17 protein-coding genes and 1 pseudogene are annotated in these 20,091 nt (G+C 72.6%); 15 read left to right on the top strand and 3 right to left on the bottom strand.

The genetic code is table 11. The features are described 5' to 3' along the window. The first annotated feature begins 88 nt into the window (after nucleotides 1-88). Nucleotides 89-1,432, top strand: a complete 1,344-nt coding sequence (locus VYJ16_RS02395) for an alkaline phosphatase family protein (protein WP_336348722.1) — start codon at nucleotides 89-91, stop codon at nucleotides 1,430-1,432. 64 nt (nucleotides 1,433-1,496) lie between these two features. Beyond that, entirely contained in the window at nucleotides 1,497-1,943 is a 447-nt protein-coding gene (locus tag VYJ16_RS02390; protein ID WP_336348721.1) for an SHOCT domain-containing protein, read from the top strand. A 258-nt stretch (nucleotides 1,944-2,201) separates the two neighbouring features. Here the strand turns inward: VYJ16_RS02390 and VYJ16_RS02385 are convergent, their stop codons facing one another. Then, a complete protein-coding gene (locus VYJ16_RS02385; RefSeq protein ID WP_336348720.1) occupies nucleotides 2,202-3,281 on the bottom strand; it encodes a tubulin/FtsZ family protein in 1,080 nt (359 codons plus the stop codon). A gap of 132 nt (nucleotides 3,282-3,413) precedes the next feature. Between VYJ16_RS02385 and VYJ16_RS02380 the strand changes: the two genes are divergently transcribed. The 11 genes and pseudogenes from VYJ16_RS02380 to VYJ16_RS02335 all read left to right on the top strand — a co-directional run bounded on the left by VYJ16_RS02380 (nucleotide 3,414) and on the right by VYJ16_RS02335 (nucleotide 15,958). After that, nucleotides 3,414-4,082 (top strand): DUF7310 family coiled-coil domain-containing protein, encoded by a 669-nt coding sequence (locus VYJ16_RS02380; protein WP_336348719.1) that lies wholly within the window; start codon nucleotides 3,414-3,416, stop codon nucleotides 4,080-4,082. Next, nucleotides 4,079-4,696 carry a DUF7311 family protein gene (locus tag VYJ16_RS02375; RefSeq protein ID WP_336348718.1) on the top strand — a complete coding sequence of 206 codons (618 nt, stop codon included), beginning with the start codon at nucleotides 4,079-4,081 and terminating at the stop codon, nucleotides 4,694-4,696. The genes VYJ16_RS02380 and VYJ16_RS02375 overlap by 4 nt, the downstream gene beginning before the upstream one ends. Next, the gene (locus VYJ16_RS02370) at nucleotides 4,600-6,468 is read left to right on the top strand and encodes an ATPase, T2SS/T4P/T4SS family (RefSeq protein WP_336348717.1); all 1,869 of its coding nucleotides are present in this window, start codon (nucleotides 4,600-4,602) and stop codon (nucleotides 6,466-6,468) included. The genes VYJ16_RS02375 and VYJ16_RS02370 overlap by 97 nt, the downstream gene beginning before the upstream one ends. Next, a complete protein-coding gene (locus tag VYJ16_RS02365) occupies nucleotides 6,441-8,243 on the top strand; it encodes a type II secretion system protein (RefSeq protein ID WP_336348716.1) in 1,803 nt (600 codons plus the stop codon). Before VYJ16_RS02370 ends, VYJ16_RS02365 begins: the two co-directional genes overlap by 28 nt. 78 nt (nucleotides 8,244-8,321) lie before the next feature. Further along, nucleotides 8,322-8,798 carry a DUF7283 family protein gene (locus VYJ16_RS02360; protein WP_336348715.1) on the top strand — a complete coding sequence of 159 codons (477 nt, stop codon included), beginning with the start codon at nucleotides 8,322-8,324 and terminating at the stop codon, nucleotides 8,796-8,798. 1 nt (nucleotide 8,799) lies between these two features. Beyond that, the gene (locus VYJ16_RS02355; RefSeq protein ID WP_336348714.1) at nucleotides 8,800-9,204 is read left to right on the top strand and encodes a DUF7285 family protein; all 405 of its coding nucleotides are present in this window, start codon (nucleotides 8,800-8,802) and stop codon (nucleotides 9,202-9,204) included. Next, nucleotides 9,201-10,088, top strand: a complete 888-nt coding sequence (locus VYJ16_RS02350; protein ID WP_336348713.1) for a DUF7284 family protein — start codon at nucleotides 9,201-9,203, stop codon at nucleotides 10,086-10,088. The genes VYJ16_RS02355 and VYJ16_RS02350 overlap by 4 nt, the downstream gene beginning before the upstream one ends. Beyond that, nucleotides 10,076-13,141, top strand: a pseudogene (locus VYJ16_RS02345) (DUF7286 family protein); the annotation flags it as partial. The gene VYJ16_RS02350 and the pseudogene VYJ16_RS02345, both read left to right, overlap by 13 nt. Before the next feature lie 159 nt (nucleotides 13,142-13,300). Next, nucleotides 13,301-13,732, top strand: coding sequence for a DUF5791 family protein (locus VYJ16_RS22145; protein WP_379761994.1), 432 nt, complete (start codon nucleotides 13,301-13,303; stop codon nucleotides 13,730-13,732). Nucleotides 13,733-13,855: 123 nt separating this feature from the next. Further along, nucleotides 13,856-14,755, top strand: a complete 900-nt coding sequence (locus VYJ16_RS02340; protein ID WP_336348711.1) for an NAD-dependent epimerase/dehydratase family protein — start codon at nucleotides 13,856-13,858, stop codon at nucleotides 14,753-14,755. A gap of 57 nt (nucleotides 14,756-14,812) precedes the next feature. Next, a complete protein-coding gene (locus VYJ16_RS02335; protein WP_379761781.1) occupies nucleotides 14,813-15,958 on the top strand; it encodes a DHH family phosphoesterase in 1,146 nt (381 codons plus the stop codon). 21 nt (nucleotides 15,959-15,979) lie between these two features. Here VYJ16_RS02335 and VYJ16_RS02330 read toward each other — a convergent pair whose 3' ends face one another. Next, nucleotides 15,980-17,239 (bottom strand): MFS transporter, encoded by a 1,260-nt coding sequence (locus VYJ16_RS02330; protein WP_379761992.1) that lies wholly within the window; start codon nucleotides 17,237-17,239, stop codon nucleotides 15,980-15,982. A 155-nt stretch (nucleotides 17,240-17,394) separates the two neighbouring features. On the opposite strand from VYJ16_RS02330, the gene VYJ16_RS02325 reads away from it, so the two are divergent. Further along, nucleotides 17,395-18,489: an aldo/keto reductase gene (locus tag VYJ16_RS02325; protein ID WP_336348708.1), complete on the top strand. Its 1,095-nt coding sequence runs from the start codon at nucleotides 17,395-17,397 to the stop codon at nucleotides 18,487-18,489. A gap of 57 nt (nucleotides 18,490-18,546) precedes the next feature. On the opposite strand, the gene VYJ16_RS02320 is transcribed toward VYJ16_RS02325, so the two are convergent. Further along, nucleotides 18,547-18,714 (bottom strand): HVO_0758 family zinc finger protein, encoded by a 168-nt coding sequence (locus VYJ16_RS02320; RefSeq protein ID WP_227131882.1) that lies wholly within the window; start codon nucleotides 18,712-18,714, stop codon nucleotides 18,547-18,549. A gap of 176 nt (nucleotides 18,715-18,890) precedes the next feature. On the opposite strand from VYJ16_RS02320, the gene VYJ16_RS02315 reads away from it, so the two are divergent. Then, nucleotides 18,891-20,060: an MFS transporter gene (locus VYJ16_RS02315; RefSeq protein WP_379761990.1), complete on the top strand. Its 1,170-nt coding sequence runs from the start codon at nucleotides 18,891-18,893 to the stop codon at nucleotides 20,058-20,060. Nucleotides 20,061-20,091: the final 31 nt, after the last annotated feature.

The raw sequence follows: 20,091 nt of genomic DNA, 5'->3' as shown, positions 1-20,091 counted from the left end.
CGATGGACGTTCGCGATGCACGTCCCCGACAGCGGCGATGTCCCGTGCTAAAAGAAAGTTCTTGTATCCCTCCCTGTAACTGGCGGGTATGGGTCTCTTCGACCGGCTTCGCGGCGACGACGCACCCCGCGTCGCCTTCTTCGGAATCGACGGGGTACCGTACAGTCTCATCCGTGACAACCCCGACGTCTTCCCGAACCTGAACGAGCTCGCGACCGAGGGAAGCGCCGGCGCCATCGACTCCATCGTCCCGCCGGAATCCTCGGCGTGCTGGCCGGCACTCACGACCGGCCGGAACCCCGGCGAGACGGGCGTTTACGGGTTCCAGGACCGCGAGGTCGGGTCGTACGACACGTACGTCCCGATGGGGCGCGACGTCCAGGTGGACCGCGTCTGGGACCGCGTGAGTGACGACGGCCGGGACGCGACCGTGATGAACGTCCCGGTGACGTTCCCGCCGCAGCGCGACGTCCAGCGGATGGTCAGCGGGTTCCTGTCGCCGAGTATCGACAAGGCTGCGTACCCCGACGAACTCCGCGAGTACCTCGAATCCATCGACTACAAGATCGACGCGAACGCGAAACTCGGGCACAAAGAGGACAAGTCCGAGTTCATGGAGAACGCCCACGCGACGGTGGATGCGCGCTACGAGGCGTTCAGTCATTACGTCGAGCAGGACGACTGGGACCTCCTGTTCGGCGTGTTCATGACGACCGACCGCGTGAATCACTTCCTGTTCAAGGACTACGAGCAGGACACCGAGAACAAGGAGTTGTTCCTCGAGTTCTACAGTAAGGTCGACGAGTACCTCGGGAAGCTCCGCGACCAGCTTCCGGAGGACGTGACGATGCTCGTCGCGTCGGACCACGGGTTCACGAGCCAGGATTACGAGGTTCACCTGAACGCGTGGCTCGAGGAGGAGGGCTGGTTGTCCTACGAGGACGACGACCACGAGGAGCTCGGTGACATCGCGGACGACACGCGCGCGTACTCGCTCATCCCGGGTCGGTTCTACGTGAACCTCGAGGGTCGGGAGCCGCGCGGAAGCGTCCCGCAGGACGAGTACGAGTCGGTTCGGGACGAGTTGAAGGCGGACCTGGAGGCGCTCGAGGGGCCGGACGGGAAGAAGGTCGCGCAGCGCGTCGTGAAGAAGGAGGAGGCGTTCCGCGGCGACCACGAGGACATCGCGCCCGACCTCGTCGTCATCCCGAACCACGGATTCGACCTCAAGGCTGGATTCAAAGGCCACGAGGACGTGTTCGGCACCGGCCCGCGGAACGGCATGCATAGCTTCGAGAACGCGAGCTTGTTCGTCGACGACCCGGACGCGAACATCACGGACACGGACCTCTACGACATCTCCCCGACCATCCTCGACCTCATGGAGATCGACTACGACCGCACCGAGTTCGACGGCGCGAGCCTCGTCTGAGGGACGCGCTCGGTCGGCCAAGCGAGAGAAAACGCTTTTTCGATGGTTCCACGAACGTGTCAGTATGCCTGCGGACTCCCCGTCGACCTCGTACACGGGCGTGGTCTCGCTCCTCGTGCTCGGCGTCGCGTTCGCCGGGCTGTTCCTCGGCGTCGAGAACTGGTGGGTGACGTTCATCATCGGGTACGGCGTCGTCGTCCCGCTCGTCGGGATGCTCACCGAAGAGAACCATGCAGAGCACGAAGAAGCGGCGACTGAGTCGGCCACGTCGACCACGAACACGGACGCCACTGACGGTCGCACGTCGAAGCGCGACGCGATGGAGACGCTCCGCGAACGCTACGCGCGGGGCGAACTCTCCGAGGAACAATTCGAGCGGAAACTCGAACGGCTCCTCGAGACCGAGACGCTCGAGGACGCACGCGAGACCGTCGAACGGACGCGCCGTGACGACCGCGACGACGCGTCGACGACCGACGCGTACCGCGAGGTCGAACGCGAACACGAGTAACTCGGTGTGATTGCGGTCGCGGTCGCGGTGGCGGTGCGGTCGCGGTGGCGGTGCGGTCGCGGTGGGTTGCGGTTCCGGTCGTCGCCAGCGCACCCACCGAGCGCGAGCGAGCGCTACGCGGGGCGAGCGAAGCGAGTCCCGCGAGAAGCGAACGGCGTAGCCGTGAGCAGCGAGCGAGTCGCTCGGGAAGTTTTTCGCCCACGTTTTTGCAAGGAGTGGTCGCCGAAGGCGACCCGACGCAGCAAAAAGGTGGTTGGTTTAGAAGAGGTCGTCGAGTTCGTCGTTCTGGAATTGTTCGACGTGGTCGACTTCGTCTTGTTGTTGGCGTTCGCGTGCTTCTTTGGCGCGTTCCATGAACTCGTCGACGCGGCGGGAGCGTTCGACGCCGCCGAGGAGGACGAGGGCGGCGAGCCGGTCGCTTTCGAGGGGGAAGTCGCCGCCGCGGACCTGGAGGCTGCCGGTTTCGTCCTCGACCCATTTTCGCGCTTTCTCGACGCCTTTGCGTGGGATGAGGTCGGGTTTGCCGGCGACGATGAGGAGGGCGCTGTCGGCGGTGGTGGCGTCGGGGAGGCTGGTGCCGGTGAGGAGGGCGTTCCGGGTGATGGTGGTGACGGCGTTGATGTTGTCTTCGGCGGTGTCGCCGCCGAGAGCGCTGGCGTACCCGAGGCACGCGATGCCGCCTTCGCGGAGGGTGTTGATGATCTCCGAGGAGTCGACGACGCTTTCGGCGACGCCGTCGATGTTCTCGCCGCTCGCGAAGAGGAGGCCGACGCGTTGGGCGATGTTCTGGTTGATGCTGGCGAACGCTTCTTCGACGCTTTCGCCGGAGTCGTGCCAGGCGTCGTTGTCGACGAGGAGCGTGGAGTCGGCTTCTCGCACCAGGGTCTTCAGTGAGCGGCCGGCGTTCGCTTGGTACATGGCGCCTTCGCCGCGGCCGGGGAGGATGCCGAGGCCGTAGACGGGGACGCTGTAGACGCGCTGGAGTTCTTTGGCGAGCACGGGTGCGCCGCCGCTGCCGGTGCCGCCGCCGAGGCCGGCGACGACGAAGATGGCTTCGGCTTCGGCGGTTATCTTGCCGTCGAGGGCGTCCATCACTTCGATGGCGTCCGCTTGCATGACTTCGGCGCCGAGTTCGTTGTCGCCGCCGACGCCGTGACCGTTCACGCGGTCTTGGCCGACGAGTTGCGTCTCGATGTCGAGGTTCCGGAGGTCGGCTTCGGCGGTGTTGACGGCGAGTGCGCCTTTGACGGCGCCGAAGCCCATCTCTTGGTCGAACTCGGCCAGGCGCTGGGTGAGCTTTCCACCCGCTTGCCCGACGCCGATGAGGACCACTTTCATGCTTCGGTCGTTGCCGTGGTGGGCACATAGACCTTCCCCATAGTCGACAGCAAGACGCGGGTTCGAGGGGGTGCGTGAGCGCGTGGTTGGGTGGCCGAGGCTTGATACGGCAGGCCGCGGCGATGAGGGGGTATGGCAGGTGATTTCGCGGATCGGCTTGCGGCGGTCGACGATGCGCTCGTTGACGAGTCGAGTGAGGACGCTGGAGCGAACGGTTCGGGGTCCGGTGGGGGCCGTGACGGGGCGCCGTCGGACGCGGAGGTGGCGGCGCTCGCGGACCGGGTGGCTGAGCTGGAGGCGGCGGTGCAGGCGCTCAGGGGGTACGCGGGGAGCGTGCGGGCGGTGAACGACCGCGTGGAGGAGCGCGCCGATGCGGCGGTGGCGACGGCGGAGGACTGCCGGGAGCGCGTCGCGGCGCTGGAACGCGCGGTCGACGGGTCGACTGGTGGGGCGGGCCGTGGCGGCCGGGGTTCGCGTGCGGGTGCGTCGGGGGATCGGCGTACGGGTGCGTCGGGGGATCGGCGTACGGGTGCGTCGGGTGATCAGCGTGCGGGTGCGTCGGGTGATCGGCGTCCTGTGCGGGACGGTGAGCGTGGTGCGTCCATCGGACGACGCGACGAGCGGACTGGCGATGGCGATGAGTCCCGGGTCCGGGACGGGAATGCAGGGGATGCTGGTGGTGGGTCGGGTGGGGACGTGCCGTGGCCGCCGTCGTCGCCGCGGGCGCCGTACGGCGAGCCGGACGCGGACGACGACCGCGAGCAGCCCGGGTTGGTGGCGCGGCTCCGGGACGCGCTGTGACGGTTCGCGTGGTCGTCGCGGTCGCGCTCGCGGTCGCACTCCTCGCGGTGGCCGCGCCAGGGATGGGGGTCGCTCGCGAGCACGCTGCCGTCTCGGCGGTGGAAGCGGACGCGGACCGCGTTCGGGGGGCGGTCGCTGCGATGGCGGCCGCGCCGCGGGGGTCGCGTCGCGTGGTCGCGGTTTCGGTTCCCGCGGCGACCGTCGGGACGGCGCGGGTCGCCGCCGTTCGCGTGACGACGCACGCGGTCCGCTATCGGCTCGCGTCGGGGCGTCGCGGTGGCCGACGACTCCCTGTCGCGGTCAGAGCGGTCGGCGCTGACCGCGGTGCCAGTGACCGCGACGACGGCGCGGGCGACGTGCTCGTGTTCGACTCGCCGGGGTCGTACCGTGTCGTCGTGACGGCCACGGCCTGTGGCGTCCGCGTCGCCGCGCTCGGTGCGCCGGCCGACGGAGCGGTCGACGATGGTCGGCGGGCCGAAGGCGAGGGTCTAAACGACGGGACGCGGCCAGCGTCGGCATGTTCGAACGTGGTGGCGACTGCGGGTGTACGACGACCGTCGAGGGCGATGCGTTGCGCGTCGACGCGAGCGAGTGCGACGCCGACGGTGACCTGACGACCGCGCCGGGGTGTCGTGCGACGGTCGTCGACGCGTGCCGCGACCGGGCGGTCGAGTCGATAGCCGTCCGAGCGCGCGGGTTCGAGCGGCGGTACGGCGACGGTGCGTGCGCGCTGTTCGCCGCGGCGGGTGCGTTCGCCGCGCGCGTCGCCGGTCGTGACGACCCGCTCGCGTCGACCGCGCGCCGCGACCCGCTCGCGGCAGCACGGCAGGCGCGCGCTCGCTCCCCGCCCGTCTCGGCGTGGGCGGCGGAGTCCGGCCTCCTCGTCGCCGCGGAGGGCCTCGGTGCCACGGACGGCCTCGGGGCGTACGACGCGATGGTGGTCCGCGAGGGCCCGACGGTCGCACCGGCTCGCGTCAGACTCGACGCGCCCGAGGCGTGGTCGGTCGTCGAGCAGCGGTCGCTCTCGACGGGCGCGACCGCGACCCGGTACCGCGACGACCGCGGTCGCCCGCACTACCACGTCCGGCCGCCGTGGGCGACGCTCGACCGGTCGGGCCGGGAGACGTTCCGTCGAGCGTACGAGCGCCTCGCCGCTGGTGACGTCGGCGCGAGCGAGCGCGCACCGCGACGGGCGGCGGCGGCGGTCGTCGACGGCGACCCCGACGACGTCGTCGTGGACGCGCTCCGCCGGCAGACGACCGGGCACGGCGTCCTCGAGGACGCGTTCGCGGACCCGGCGGTGACGGACGTGTACGCACCGAGCGCGGACGAGGGGCCGGCCCTGCACGTCGGCCTCCGGGACGCGGACTCGGTGCCGACGAACGCGCGGGTGACCGTCGACGGCGCGAGCGCGTTCGCGTCGGGCGTCCGCGCGGAGAGCGGCCGGGCGTTCTCGCGGGCGTCGCCGACGGTGGACGCGGCGACCAGTATCGGCGGGACGCCGGTCCGCGTGGCTGGCGTCCGCGAACCGGTCGCGGAGGGCGTCGGGTTCGCGTTCCGGCGTGGGGACGCCGACGCGTTCACGCTCCCGGAGCTCGTCGCGAACGGAACCGTCCCGAGTGACGCGGCGGCGCTGCTCTCGCTCGCCGCCCGTCGCGCTGCTGCGTCGCTCGTCGCGGGCGCTCGCGGTGCCGGGAAGACGACGCTCCTGGGGGCGCTCTGCTTCGAGTTCGCGCCGACGACCCGGTCGGTGTTCGTCGAGGACACGCCCGAACTCCCCGTCGACGCGCTCCGTGCGGACGACAGGGACGTGCAGTCGTTGCGGACGAGCGAGCGCGGCGACGGCCTGGACGCGGCGGCGGCGCTCCGGACCGCGCTCAGACTCGGGGAGGGCGCGCTCGTCGTCGGCGAGGTCCGCGGCGAGGAGGCGCGCGTGCTCTACGAGGCGATGCGCGTCGGCGCGAGCAGCGACGCGGTGCTCGGAACCATCCACGGGGACGGGGCGCGCGAGATACGCGAGCGCGTCGTCGAGGACCTCGGCGTGTCCGCGTCGTCGTTCGCAGTGACGGACTGCGTGGTGACGTGCCGGCGCGTCGCGGTGGATGGTCGCGCCGAGCGTCGCGTCGCTCGCATCGAGGAGGTCGTCGGCGACGGCGCGTCGGCGTCGTTCGAACCGCTGTTCGCGCTCGACGACGATGGCGACCTCGCACCGACGGGACGCATCGAGGCCGGGGAGAGCGAGCTCGTGGCGTCGCTCGCCGCTGCGACGGAGTCCTACGAGGACGTCAGGGAGGCACTCGCGGACCGCGAGGCCGTGCTCGCGCGACGCGCCCGGAGCGGCGCGCACGGTCCGAGCGCGTGGACGACGACGAGGCGGTCGCCGTGACCGCCAACCCCGGTTCGGGACTGCTTCCGCGAGCACTCGACGCGCTCGCAGCGCTCGCGCCGCTTGCCGTCGAGGCGAGCGCCGACCTCCGCGGCGCGCTCGCGACGCTCGACGTGCCGACCGCTGGCGAGACGGTTGTGCGCGCGGGCTACGGTGCGGCGGCGGTCGTCGGCGTGGGGGTCGTCCTCGCGGGGTCGTTCGTTCGGCTTCCACCGTTCGTGGTCGTGCCGGTGGCGCTCGCGGCGGCGGTCGCGGTCGCACACGGCGTCCACGAACTCCCCGTCGTGCTCGCGGCGCTCCATCGGCGGCGCGCGCTCGGTCGCGCACCGGACCTGGTCGCGCGACTCGCGCTCCGACTGCACGTCGAGCCGGCGCTCGAACCCGCGGTCGCGTTCGCCGTCGACGCAAGCGACGATGCGCTCGCCGCGGCGCTCGCCGCGCGCTGCCGGCGCACCGACCGGCTCGACGACGCGCTGCTCGCGTTCGCTGATGCGCACGCCGACGACGCACCTGGTCTCCGCAGGGCCTGCCATCTGCTCGCGAGCGCGCCGGACGCCCCGGCGGGCGACCGCGGGCGACGCGTCGACCGCGCGTTCCAGGCGGTCCTCGACGGGACGCGCGACCGCCTTCGAGCCTACACGACCGCGCTCTCCGGGCCCGTGAACGCGCTGTACGCGTTCGGCGTCCTCCTCCCGCTCGCGCTCGTCGCCGTCCTCCCCGCCGCCGGTGCCGCAGGCCTTCCGGCGTCGCTCCCCGTGGTCGTCGTGGTGTACGACGTGCTCCTGCCGCTCGTGCTCCTCGCGGCGACGGCGTGGGTGCTCGCGAACCGCCCGGTCGCGTTCCCGCCGCCGCGCGTCGACCGCGACCATCCCGCCGTCCCGGCGCGACGCTGGCCCGCGCTCGCCGTCGGCGCCCTCGCCGGCACCGCAGTCGGCGGTGGCGCGTTCGCGCTCGCGTCGACGAGCGGATTCGGCGTCCCCGCACTTGCGGGGGTCGCCGCGCTCGTCCCGCCGTGGCTCGCCGGCGTCCTCGGTGCCGGCGTCGGCTGCGGGGTCGCTGCCGGGCGGCTCACGGCGGCCGCGGCGTCCGTCCGCGAGCGTGCCCTCGCCGTGGAGGACGGGCTCGTTGACGCGGCGTACGCGGTCGGCCGCCGGGTCGCGAACGGCGACGCGGTCGAGGACGCGCTCGCCGCCGGCGCGGACGTCGGCGACGAGACCGGCGCGGTGTTCGAGACCGCTATCGGCGTCCGGGAGCGCCTCGGCGTCGGCCCGCGCGAGGCGTTCCTCGGCGAGCACGGCGCGCTCGCCGACGTGCCGAGTCAGCGCGCTCGCGCCGTCGTCGACCTGCTCTCGCTCGCCGCCGCGCAGGGCGCGCCCGCCGGCCAGGCCGTCGTCGCGGTCGCGGACCACCTGGAGGACCTCGCGGACGTCGAGCGTGCGTGCCGCGACGACCTCGCGGCGGTCACGAGCACGCTCCGCTCCACGGGCCGCCTGTTCGGGCCGCTCGTCGGCGGGGCGACCGTCGCGCTCGCCGACGGCCTGGCGTCGCCCGACGCCGTCCTCGGCGACGCACCGGGCACCGGCGTCGACCCGGGCGCACTCGGGGTCGCCGTCGGCGCGTACGTCCTCGCGCTCGCCGGCATCCTCGCCGCGCTCGCCGTCGTCCTCGAAGCGGGCCCGGACCGCGTCGCCGTCGGCCGCGAACTCGCGACCGCACTCCCGACCGCCGCGAGCGCGTTCACCGTCGGCGTCGTCGCCACCGGCGCGCTCGTCTGAGCGCGCGACCGGCGCTTTCGAGGTGCTGGTGCTCGAGGCCGCCGAGGGTTGAAGACGGATTGGGCGGCGACGGTCGGCATGCTCGACGTAGCTCCCGGAGCGACGTACTGGTTCCTCGGGCTCGCGGCCGCGAGCCTCGTCGTCGTCGGCGTCGCAGCCGACCTCCCGACGCGACCGCCGCCGGACGCGTCCGCGGCCGCGAACACCGTGGATGCTCTCGCCGCGAGCGAGTACGAGGGAACGGCCACGCACCCGGTCTCGGCGAACGCGGTCCGGGTGACGGCTCGCTCGCTCTCGCTGCGGTCGTCGGCGGGTTCGTCCCACGCCACGTTCGCGTTCGCGCCGGTGACGCCCGCGCCGCCCGGGTCCGCGCTCGCGGCGGTCGCCCGCGGCGCCCCACCCGGCGAGAGGTTCGAGTCGCCGCGAGCGCTCGCTGCCGCGGCCGAGACCGCCCGGCGTGACGCACGCGACGCCGACTGGCGGACCGCGAGCGATTCGGTCCGCGTCCGCCGCGTCAACTGGGGTGAGGTTCGTGTCACGCTCGTCCTCGCCTGAGGTGGCCGACCGCACTCGTTCATCTCGGGACGGACGCGGGCAAACCGGCCCGCTGCCGGCGCTCGCGGCGACGATGGTCGTCGGCGCGGCGCTCGCGCTGTACGCGAGCTCGCTCTACGGTGCGTTCCCCGAGCCCGCGGACCCGCGCGTCGCGGAGCCGACGCTCCAGCGGGCCGTGGACGCGCTCGCGACCGACGGCGTCGTCCGCCCCGGCGACCTCGCGGACGCCCGTTCGACCGCGCCCGACGGCTACGACGCCGCGTTCGTGCTCGCGACCGACGACGACCGCTGGCGCGTCGGCCCGGCGAGCCCGCCCGACGCTGCGAGTGCAACGCGACCCGTCGCCGTTCGCGTCGCCCCCGGCGTCGTCGTCACCGGCCGCCTCCGCGTCGTGGTGTGGCGATGAGTTCGACTGACAGCGAATCCAGCGGCGACCGCCCTCGCGCTCGGAGCGACCGTGCGTCGAGCACGACGCTCGACGTCGTCTGCTGTCTCCTCCTCGTCTCCGCCGCCGTCGGCGTTCTCGCGGCCGCCTCCCCGCCGCCAGAGGCTCACGACGCGCGGACCGCTGACCGCGCGACGACGCTGCTGTCCACGACGACCACCACGGTCGACGCTCCCGGCGACCGACGCACCCACGGGACGCTCGCGGCGCTACTCGCTCGTGCAGCGGTCGCGGACTTCGGTGTTCCCGGGAGCGGCTCGGTCGACACCAGCGGCTCGCCGGACGCCGGGAACCGGTTCCGGGCAGGTGTCGCGAACCGAACGCGGACCACGTTCGCGGGTCTCGACGCGGTGGTGAACGTCACGGCGTCGTACGCGCCACTCCCTGGGAGCGAAGCGTCGGGGGAGGCGACGGTTGGGCCGGCGGTGCCGCGGGACGTGGACGTCTCGGTCGCTCGCATCCGGGTGCCCGTCGGAAGCGGTCCGAACCCGGGCGAGGTTCGAGGTGCGGCGGCCGAGGACGGCGTTCAGGGGGTTGCGCGCACCGTGGCGGACGCGACGGTCCCCACGGTGCTGGCGCCGTCGCGGACGCGCTGGGCGCTCCGCGACCCCGCGACGCGGTCCGCGGTCGTCTCGCGGTACCGGACGCTCGGAGGAGCGCTGGACGTGGAGCCGACGGGCGCGCTCGCCGGCGGTCGCGTCCAGCGCGCGAACGCGCTCCTCTCGCGATCGCTCGCCGACCGGTACGTCGCCGCAGTGCGCTCGGAGTACGAGACCCCCGAGGAGGCCGCGGCCGCTGCCAGGCCGCGCGTCGTCGTTCTCACCGTCAGGACGTGGTCGCCGTGAGGCTCGCCGACGACGACCGCGGTCGCGTCCCGTTCGCGCTCGTCGGCGCGCTCCTGCTCGTCGCCGCCGCGGGCGTCGCCGCCACCGTCTCCCGGCCGACGCCCGAGCCCGCGCGGCCCGACGCCGCGGTCGCGGTGGAGCGAGCGACCGCCGGCGCGCGCACCGCGCTCAGGACGGCGGTCTCGACGGCGCTCGCACGTGGCGCCGCGAACCCCGTCGTCTCGCCGGCGGACACCCCTTACGGGCGCGTCCTGAACGACAGTCGCCCGTACCGTGACGCGCTGAGCGTCCGCGGATACGTTCGCGTCGAGCGTGCGCTCGCCGCGACGACCGTCCGCGTCGGCGACGCGACCGCCACGCTCTCGCTCCCCGACGTCGACGACCCCGACGACCTCCGAGCCGCGAAGCGACGCGTCTCGCTGTCCGGGCGGGGGAACGCGACCGTCGCGGTCGCCGTCCGGAACGTCTCCCTGACCGTGCGCGTCGACGACCGCGTCGTCCGCCGCGAAAAACGGTCGTTCGCCGTGACGGTCGCATCGCCCGCGCTCGCGCTCCACGACCAGGTCGCGGCGTACGACGAACGCCTCTCGCGTGGCGCGGTCGCCGGCCACGGGTTCGGTCGACAGTTCGCGGCGCGCCTCTACGCGCTGGCGTGGCTCCGCGGAGGCGCGCAGTACGCCGGCGGGCCGGTCGGGAACGTCCTCGCGACCCGGCACGTCGCGCTCGCCGCGAACGGCGCGGCGCTCGCGACCCAGCGCGGCACGTTCGGCAGGGCGGACGCGGCCGGCGTCCGCGCGTACCGGCGCGCCATCGCTCGCGTCGGCGTCCGCGAGTTCACCCAGCAGTGGAAGCGCCCGGGCGCGAACGCCGAACGCTACCTCGACGCCGTCCTCGGGTCGCATCCCGGCGGGACGTTCGCGTACACCTCGCCCGACGTCCCCGCGATACCGGAACCCGACGCCGGCCCCGAGAGCGCGCTCTCGGTGTCGGTGGGTGCGACCGCCGACGACGCGTTCGCCGCGTTCCTCGCCGGCGAGGACGGGCCGGGACTCGACGCCGTCGTCGGTGCGAGCTACGACGCCGCGCTCCGGCCGGCGGTCCGCACGCGAACCGTCGAGCGCGCGCCGACGCCGGACCCGCGGTCGCCCGGCCCGAACTGGACCGCCGGCTCGACGACCACGAGCCGGGACGTCGCCGTCGCCGACGGGTCCGGTCCCATCCCTGCGCCGCGAGCCGACGAGACGCGCGTCCACGCCGCGACGCGGTCGGTGACCGTCACGCGGACGGCGCGGACCACGTGGACGCGACGGAACGAGACGACCGAGCGGACCGAGAGAACCGAGACGACCGACACCACGCAGGGTCGCGTGCGCGTGGGCGTCGCCGTGCACGCCAGTCACCGGCCGAACGCGAGCGACCGCGTCGACCTCGACGCGGTCACCGGCGCCGTCCCGTCGGCGTTCCGCGAGCGCTCCGACGTCGACCCGAACCTCGTGGACGTGGCGCGCGACGCGGACCGCGCGCTCGCCGTCCAGGGCGGCGTCGACAGCATCGCCGGCCGTGCTGCCGTCGGCGACCCCGGCCTGCGGACGATTCCGGCACGCGGCCGGACGACGAACCGGACCCGAGCGGTCGTCTATGATGCCGTCGCCACCCTCCGCGAGGACGTCCGGAACCTCTCCGTCGCCGTCGAGCGCGAGAGCGCGCTCACCGGCGACCCGGCGACAGCGGCCCTCCTCGACGCCGTCCGCGACCGCCGAGCGGCGCTCGCACCGGCGCGCGCCGAGTACGACTCCGTCGCGGCGCTCGCCACCGTCGCCGCCGAACGCGCGTACCTCGCTCGCGTCGAAGCGCGCCTCGAAGCGAGGGTGCGCGCCGACGAACGCGTCCTCTCCCGTGCTCGCCGTGCGGTCGACCGGACGGTCGCGGACGTGACCGACCGCGCCGTCGGCGGCGTCGCCGCCGTCCAGCGCGCCATCCAGGATACCGACGACGACCCGCCGCCAGCGGCGTCGAACCACCTCGTCGGCGACGTCGACGTCGCCGTCATGGGGTCGCCGTCGTACCTCGTCGTCGACGGCGTCGACGCCGAGCGCGTCCCGTCGGTCGCGCGCGCCAGCAGCGTGCATCCGCTCGCCGCGCGGAACGTGAACGTCTTCACCGTGCCCTCGGGAGACGTCGCGTCGCGCGTCGTCGACGCGGTCGCACCCGGCGCCGGCGGGACGACGCTCCGCGCGGCCGTCCGCCAGCTCGAGCGCGCCGGGGACGTCCCCGAAGCCGACCGGACGGACGCGCTCACCGGACGCGAGAATCGCGTGCGGGACGCGGTCGCCGCGTCCGTCGCCGCCACCCGCGGGCGGGTTGCGTCGACGCTCGCCGCACGCACCGCGCTCGAACGAGACGTCGCGAGCGCCGCCGTCGCGGACGCGTTCGCGACCTACTCGACGACCGCCGCTCGCGGTCGCGCCATCGTGAACGAGAGCGCCACCGCCCGTATCGTCGCCGCGACCGCAGAGCGCGCCGCGGACACCGCAGGAGTCAGTACCGTCGACGCGCAGTTCCGGGACGCGACGCGAACGCACGTCGCCGCGGCGCTCCGGCGAGCGCGCGCCAGCAGCACCGTCCGACCCGCGGACGACCTCGTCGCGGAACTCCGGTCGTACCTCGACGCGCGCGCCGGCGGCGTCGCCGAGAACGCCACGCGCGAGTTCGTCGGCGGCGCCACGAACTCGACGAACGCGTCGTTCCTCGGCCTCCCGCTCGCGCCCGTCCCCGGACACTGGTACGCGACCGCGAACGTCTGGGTCGTGGACGCGAACGCCACGTACCCGACGTTCGCCGTCCGAGCGCGCGACGGCACAGCCAGTGGCGCCGGCGGGACGACGTACGTCCGCGACGGCGCGGCGGTCGCCGTGGACGTCGACGGCGACGGCGTCGACGACCGCCTCGGGTACGCCGACCGCGTCACCGCGCGCGCCACCGTCCCCGTCGCCGTCGTCGTCCCACCCGGTCGCGGCGGCCTCGGCGACCGGAACCTCGTCGCGTTCGAGGACTCACCCGGGTGGCCGAACCCAGTCCCCGACACCAGACCGGGCGCGAGCGACGCCGTCGACGAAACGGCGAGGAACGAGACCGCGAACGCGTCGACCGCCACTCGCTGTCGTCGCGGCGAGTGTGATGGAGATTTGTACCCGCGGCGGCAACGACCGTCCATGTTCCACGACCAGCGCCACGACGTCGACGGGCTCTCCGTCGACGACCTCCGCGCCGAGTACGCCCAGGACCTCGCCGCCGTCGTCGAGAGCCACGGCGTCGACGCCGTCGTCGACGCCACCGGCCTCGACCGCGACGCCGTCGAACGGCTCGCCGACGCCGACCTCCCCGAGGGCCTCTCGCTCGCGGACGCCGCGGCCGTGCTCTCCCTGAAGGACGGCGTCGCCGACCCCGACACCGTCGTCGAGATCGCGTGCGATCACCTCCTGCTCGGGATGACCACCGGCGTCATGGACGTCGACGCCGTCGAGAGCGACCTCGCCATCGAACTGGACGCGAAGGAGGTCCAGCAGAAGATCGAGCGCCGCGCACCCATGTCGTTCGACGAGTACGTCCACATCCAGCACGTCATCGCCAGCCGCCAGCGCTGACCGATGCGGTCAGGGGTCGCGAGCCGCCAGCGCTGACCGCGCACGGCGAGGTCGCCGGCCGCCGGTCGCCATCGCCGCCGCGAGACGGGAGGGTTCAAGTTCGTGCTCGCCCGACCGTCGCGTATGCGAGTGGTCGTCCTCGGCTGTGGGTACGTCGGTATCGAACTCGGCCGCCAGCTCGTCGACCGCGGGCACGACGTCGTCGGCGTCCGCCGGAGCGAATCGGGGCTCGACGCCATCGAGGGCGCGGGCTTCGACGGCGTGCAGGCGGACGTCACGGACGCCGAATCGGTCGCGGCGCTCCCGGACGCCGACGCGCTAGTGTTCGCCGCCTCCTCGGGCGGGCGTGGGGCCGACGTCGCCCGCGAGGTGTACGTCGACGGCCTCCAGACCGCGCTCGGCGAGTACGCGACCCGGGACGACCCGCCGCGACGCCTCGTCTACACGTCCAGCACTGGCGTGTTCGGCGACCACGGCGGCGACTGGGTGGACGAGTCCACGCCCATCGATCCGACGACCGCGAAGACGCGGGTGCTCGCGAGCGCCGAAGCCGTCGCGCTCGCCGCCGACCGTCTCTACGGCATCGACGGCACCGTCGCGCGCTTCGCCGGGCTCTACGGCCCCGACCGGTACCGGCTGGAGCGGTACGTCGACGGCCCCGTCACCGAAGGCTACCTGAACATGATCCATCGCGACGACGCCGCCGGCGCCGTCCGGTTCCTCCTCGAGACCGACCGCGCTCGCGGCGACGTCGTCCACGTCGTCGACGACGAACCCGTCTCGAAGTGGACGTTCGCCGACCACCTCGCCGACGCCTGCGGCGAACCCGCGCCCGAGAAGCAGACGACGACCGAACGCCTCGCCGACGGCGACCTCTCCGCCGCCGCCGAACGCCGCATCCGCGCCGAGAAACGCGTCGACAACTCGCGGCTCCGCGACCTCGGCTACGAGTTCCGGTACCCCACGTACCGCGAGGGCTATACCGCCGCTATCGACGCGTACACCGACACGACCGACCGATAACGCGGCGATTCGCCCGATGGGGGAACCTTCTTTGCCTCCGGCCCTATGTGGTCGGTCATGGCACTGCGGTTCGACGCGTCGCCGGCGCACGTCCCTCTCCAGTTCGTCGGTGACGAGCTCTCGATGCCCGCGCTCGCCGCCGTCGCCGTCGTCGCACTCGGCGCGCTCGGCGCGCTCGCCTGGTGGTGGAAGCGACGACAGCATCCGGCACGCCGACTGAAGCGTGCGTTCGGGAGCGTCGACGACGTCTCCATCCTCATGCACCCGAACCCGGACCCGGACGCGATGGCGTCGGCGATGGCTGCCGCGACCATCGCTCGCAACGCCGACGCGACCCCCGTCCTCCAGTACCCGGGGTCGATACGACACCAGGAGAACCGCGCGTTCCGGACCGTCCTCGACCTGGAGCTCGACTGTATCGAGACCCGCGGCGACCTCCACGACGACGTCGTCCTCGTCGACCACAACGAACCGCGCGGGTTCCAGGGCGCCGAAGGCGTCGACCCGCTCGCGGTCGTCGACCATCACCCCGGCGACGGCACCGGCCGCGTGACGGACGTCCGGCCGGACGTCGGCGCGTGCGCGTCGCTGTTCGTCGATTACTTCGAGGAGCTCGACGCGACCGTCGGCGCGGACGACGGCCTCTCCATTTCCCCGCATCTCGCGACCGGGCTCGTGTACGGCATCCAGTCGGACACGAACCACCTGACGAAGGGCTGTAGCGAGCACGAGTTCGAGGCGAGCGCGTACCTCTACCCCGCGATCAACGAGGACTTGCTCGACCGGATCGCGAACCCGCAGGTCCCCGTGGAGGTCCTGCAGACGAAGGCGAAAGCCATCATGAATCACGAGGTCGAGGGGTCGTACGCGGTCTGCGACCTCGACGACGTCCCGAACGTGGACGCCATCCCGCAGGCGGCGGACGAGCTCACGCACCGCGAGGGCGTCACCGCCGTCGTCGTGTTCGGGAACCACGACGGGACCGTGCACGTCTCCGGGCGCTCGCGCGACGACCGCGTTCACATGGGCGAGGCGCTCCAGGCCGCCGTCGAGGGCATCCCGATGGCGGAGGCCGGCGGGCACGCACGCATGGGCGGCGGCCAGCTCTCGCTTGACCACATGAACGGTATCGGGCCGAGCGACGGCGTCAGCCGCGAGGAGTTCTCGCAGCGATTGTTCACCGCGATGGCCGGCGACTACTGACCTCGCTGGGTGACCGTTCGATCAGTCGACGGATTCGTCGGAGTGAGAACCGACCATCGGGACGAACTGCCCGGTCTCCCGGTGGACGCCGGCGAGGAGGACGACCGCGGCGGCGGCGGGGAGTATCGCGCAGGCGACGTAGATGGGCGCGAACCCGAGGCGGTCGACGAGCGGGAGCGTGACGATGGGCCCGAATCCGCCGCCGATGTCACCGAAGACGTTGTTCGTCCCGACCGCGCGCCCCATGCGGTCCTCGGGGACGAGGTCCGCGAGCAGCGCCATGAGCGGGCCGCTCGTGCCGCCCTGGCCGACGCCGACGCAGAGGCAGGCGAGCGCGAGCGTCCCGACGGAGTCGGCCGCGGCGAGCCCGAGGAACCCGAGCGACGTCGCGGCGAGGAACCCGAGGAGGACGGGGACGCGTGACGCGCGCCGGTCGCTCACGTACCCGCCGGCGTACATCGACAGGCCGGCGGCGACGACCGTGACGCCCATGAAGATGCCCGACGACCCCTGCGCGTCGAACCCGAAGACGGTGATGGTGTTCTCGGCGAGGAAGAGGACGAGCGTCGCGAACAGCGCACCGATGTAGACGAAGAGGACGGCGAAGTTCACGATGCCGACGGTGAGCGCGGGCACGCTCGTGTCGACGTCCCACGGCTTCGCGGTCGTCGACTCGCCGGGGTCGACGTGCGTCTCGGGGACGGTCGCGTACGCGACGACGCTGGCGAGGAACGCGAACGCGCTCGCGACGGCGAACGCGGTGACGGTGCTCGCGAGTTCGCTGACGACGCCGCCGACGACGACGCCCGTCGGGAACCCGAACAGGACGCCACCGCGGATGAGGCCCATGTTCGCGCCGCGGGACCCGGCGTCGCTGACGTCCGAGGCGATCGTGTACGCGGTCGCGAACACGAGCGCGCTCCCGACGCCCCAGAGGATGCGAGCGAGCATGAACCAGCCCTCGGGGAACGGCGCGAGCATCGCGACGACGTATCCCAGCGTCGCGACGCCCTGGACGACCATCCCGACGACGAACGGTTTCCGGGTGCCGATGCGGTCGACGAGCGCGCCCGCCGGCGCGTTCGCGAACAGCCGCGAGAACCGGTTCGCGCTCAGGATGAGGCCGACGAGGAACGACGAGAACCCGAGGACCTCCCCGAGGTTCGGGAGGATCGGGTAGATGACGCCACCGCCGAACCCGATGAAGAACGTGCTCGCGATGACCGCGGCGACGACGACGCCGTCGCCGGATCCGCCGACGCGAGCGCCGAACCGGCGCACGAGTCCGTCGACGAGTCGACGCGGCGCGCTCACAGGTGTCCTCCGGGCTGTAGTCTCGTCACTGGCCGGCTTACGACGGTCGACCTCATGACGGTTGTGAAGTCCGAACCGGGTCGAACGCGGGTCTTTTGTCGCCACCACCGCTAGCGACCGGTATGGTCACGCAGACGGCGACGTGGGACTACCGAGACCGTCACACCGACGACTTCGGGCGGACGTACTTCCGGCGGTTCGGGGACGGCGTCGTCTCCAGTATCGGCCTCGGCACGTACCTCGGCGACGCGACGGACGCGGTCGACGACGCGTACCACGACGCGATAGTCGAGGCGGTCGAGAGCGGTATCAGCGTGGTCGATACCGCGCGGAACTATCGTGCGCAACGCAGCGAGCGCGTCGTCGGCCGCGCCATCGCGGACGTCGACGTCGACCGGGAGGCGCTCCTCGTCGCCTCCAAGTGCGGGTTCGTGCCGTTCGACGGCGACCGCCCCGACGACCCCGGGCGGTACGTCCGCGAGCGGTTCGTCGACGACGGCCCCCTCGAGCGCGAGGACCTCGTCGCCGGCCAGCACGCGATGACGCCCGCGTTCGTCCACGACCAGCTCGACCGGTCGCTCGACGCGCTCGACCTCGACGTCATCGACCTGTACTACCTGCACAACCCCGAGGTCCAGCTCGCCGAGCACGACCGGGAGACGGTGTACGACGCCATCGAGGACGCGTTCGTCGCGATGGAGGAACGCGTCGCGACCGGCGACCTCCGGCACTACGGCGTCGCGACCTGGGAGTGCTTCCGCGTCCCCCGCGACCACCCGAAGTACCTCTCGCTCGCCGAAGTCGTCTCGCGCGCCCGTGCCGCGGCCGACCGCGTCGGGAACGCCGCCACGTCCTTCCGCGCGGTCCAACTGCCGTTCAACGTCCACATGGCGGGCGCGTTCACCGAGAAGAGCCAGTCGAGCGCCGACGGCGACGTCAGCGTCCTCGAACTCGCGAACACCGCCGGTCTCGACGTGTTCACGTCCGCGTCCCTCCACCAGGGCGACCTCGCCACCGCCGACGCCATCCCGGACGCCGTCGACGCGAAACTCGACGGCGACACGCCCGCCCAGCGAGCGATCAACTTCGCGCGGTCCGCGCCCGGCGTCACCAGCGCGCTCGTCGGCGCGTCCTCGACCGCGCACGTCGCTGACAACGTCGCCGCCGGCGCGTTCGACCCCCTCGGCGCCGACGCGTTCGACGCGACGTTCGAGTAGTCAGCGCGTTCGAGTAGTCAGCGCGTTCGACGCGACGGTCGAGCGCGCGCTGTGGCTCTACAGTTCCTTCCACTCGCCGCCGCACTCCTCGCAGACGCGCACCGTCCCGATCTCGTCCGGGTCGTTCTTCGTCCCGAGCTTCTTCTCGCACTCGGCGCAGTTCAGTCGCTCGTACGTATCCTTGAACAGCGAGCCGTCGCGGAGCGCCTTCCTGACAGATTTCATGCTCCGGCCTACGAACTCACGTAATAAAACCCTGCGGTGACCCCTCCAGGTGTTGACGCGAGACGTTCGAATCTGAACCGGCACGCCAGTTTCGGTTCGAAATACGTAAGCGGACGACCGTCGAAGGCCGATGCGTGACACAGGGACGGACGAAACTGTTCGGTGCGATGTGCGCGATGGTGTTCCTCGTGAACTTCCCGCGCGTCGCGTTCGCGCCGATGCTCGACGCGCTCGCCGCATCCTTCGACGTCACGTCCCAGGGCAAGATCGGTCTCATCGCGACGCTCGTCTGGCTCGGGAGCGCGCTCCCACGCATCCCGACCGGCTGGCTGCTCACGCGCGTCCCCCGGCATCACGTCGTCCTCGGCACCGGCCTCGTCCTGACGGGCGCGGCGACGTTCACGACGTTCGCGTGGTCGCTCCCGAGCGTGTACGTCGGCTCGCTCCTCATGGGCGTCGCCAGCGGCGCGTACTTCATCGCCGCGAACCCGCTCGTCTCCGAGCTGTTCCCCGAGAGCGTCGGGCGAGCGCTCGGTATCCACGGGACCGCCAGTCAGGTCGCGGCGGTCGCCGCGCCGCTGTTCGTCGGCGTCGCGCTCGCCGCGGCGTGGATATCGGTTCCGTTCGAGCGCTGGCGGCTCGTGTTCGCCAGCATCGCCGTGTTCGCCGCGGTCACCACGACCGCGTTCTACCTCGTCGCGCGTCGCGCCGAACTCCCGGACGCCGGCGCGGACGACCGAGACCTCATCGCCGGGGCGCGCGCACAGTGGCCGCTCGTCGTCGCCGGCGTCGTCTTCCTCGGGTTCACGGGGTTCGTCTGGAACGGCGTCTTCAACTTCTACGTCCAGTACCTCGACGTCGCGAAGGACGTCGCGCGCCCGACCGGCCGCGTCCTCCTCACGGGGATCTTCGCCGCGGGCGTCCCCGCGTTCTGGCTGACCGGGAGACTCATGGACCGCGTCCCGCACGTCCCCGTCATCCTCGCCATCCTCGGCGGGTTCGCGACGCTCCTGATGGCGCTCACGGTCGTCTCCGGTCTGTACGCGGTCGTCGCCGTCTCGCTCGCCATCGGGTACGTCATCCACTCGCTGTTCCCCGCGATGGACATCTACCTCCTGGACGCGCTCCCCGACGAACACCGAGGGAGCGCGTACGCGCTCTACTCGGGGACGATGATGCTCGTGCAGTCCACGGGCAGCGTCGCACTCGGTACGATGCGCGACCTCGACGTGACGTTCACGGCGGCGTTCCAGGGGTACGCCGCGCTCGTCGCCGGCCTCGTCGTCGTCCTCGTCGCGCTCCACGTCGCCGGCCGCCTCCCGACGAAAGCGCGCGCCGTCAACTGACGGCGCCCCGGTCGAGCGCAGCGTGGCGCGC

The organism is Halorubellus litoreus (genome assembly GCF_037081675.1).
Taxonomy (GTDB): Archaea; Halobacteriota; Halobacteria; order Halobacteriales; family Natrialbaceae; genus Halorubellus; species Halorubellus litoreus.
Note: the sequence above shows the minus strand (reverse complement) of the source record. Positions and strands in the feature narration are given on the sequence as shown.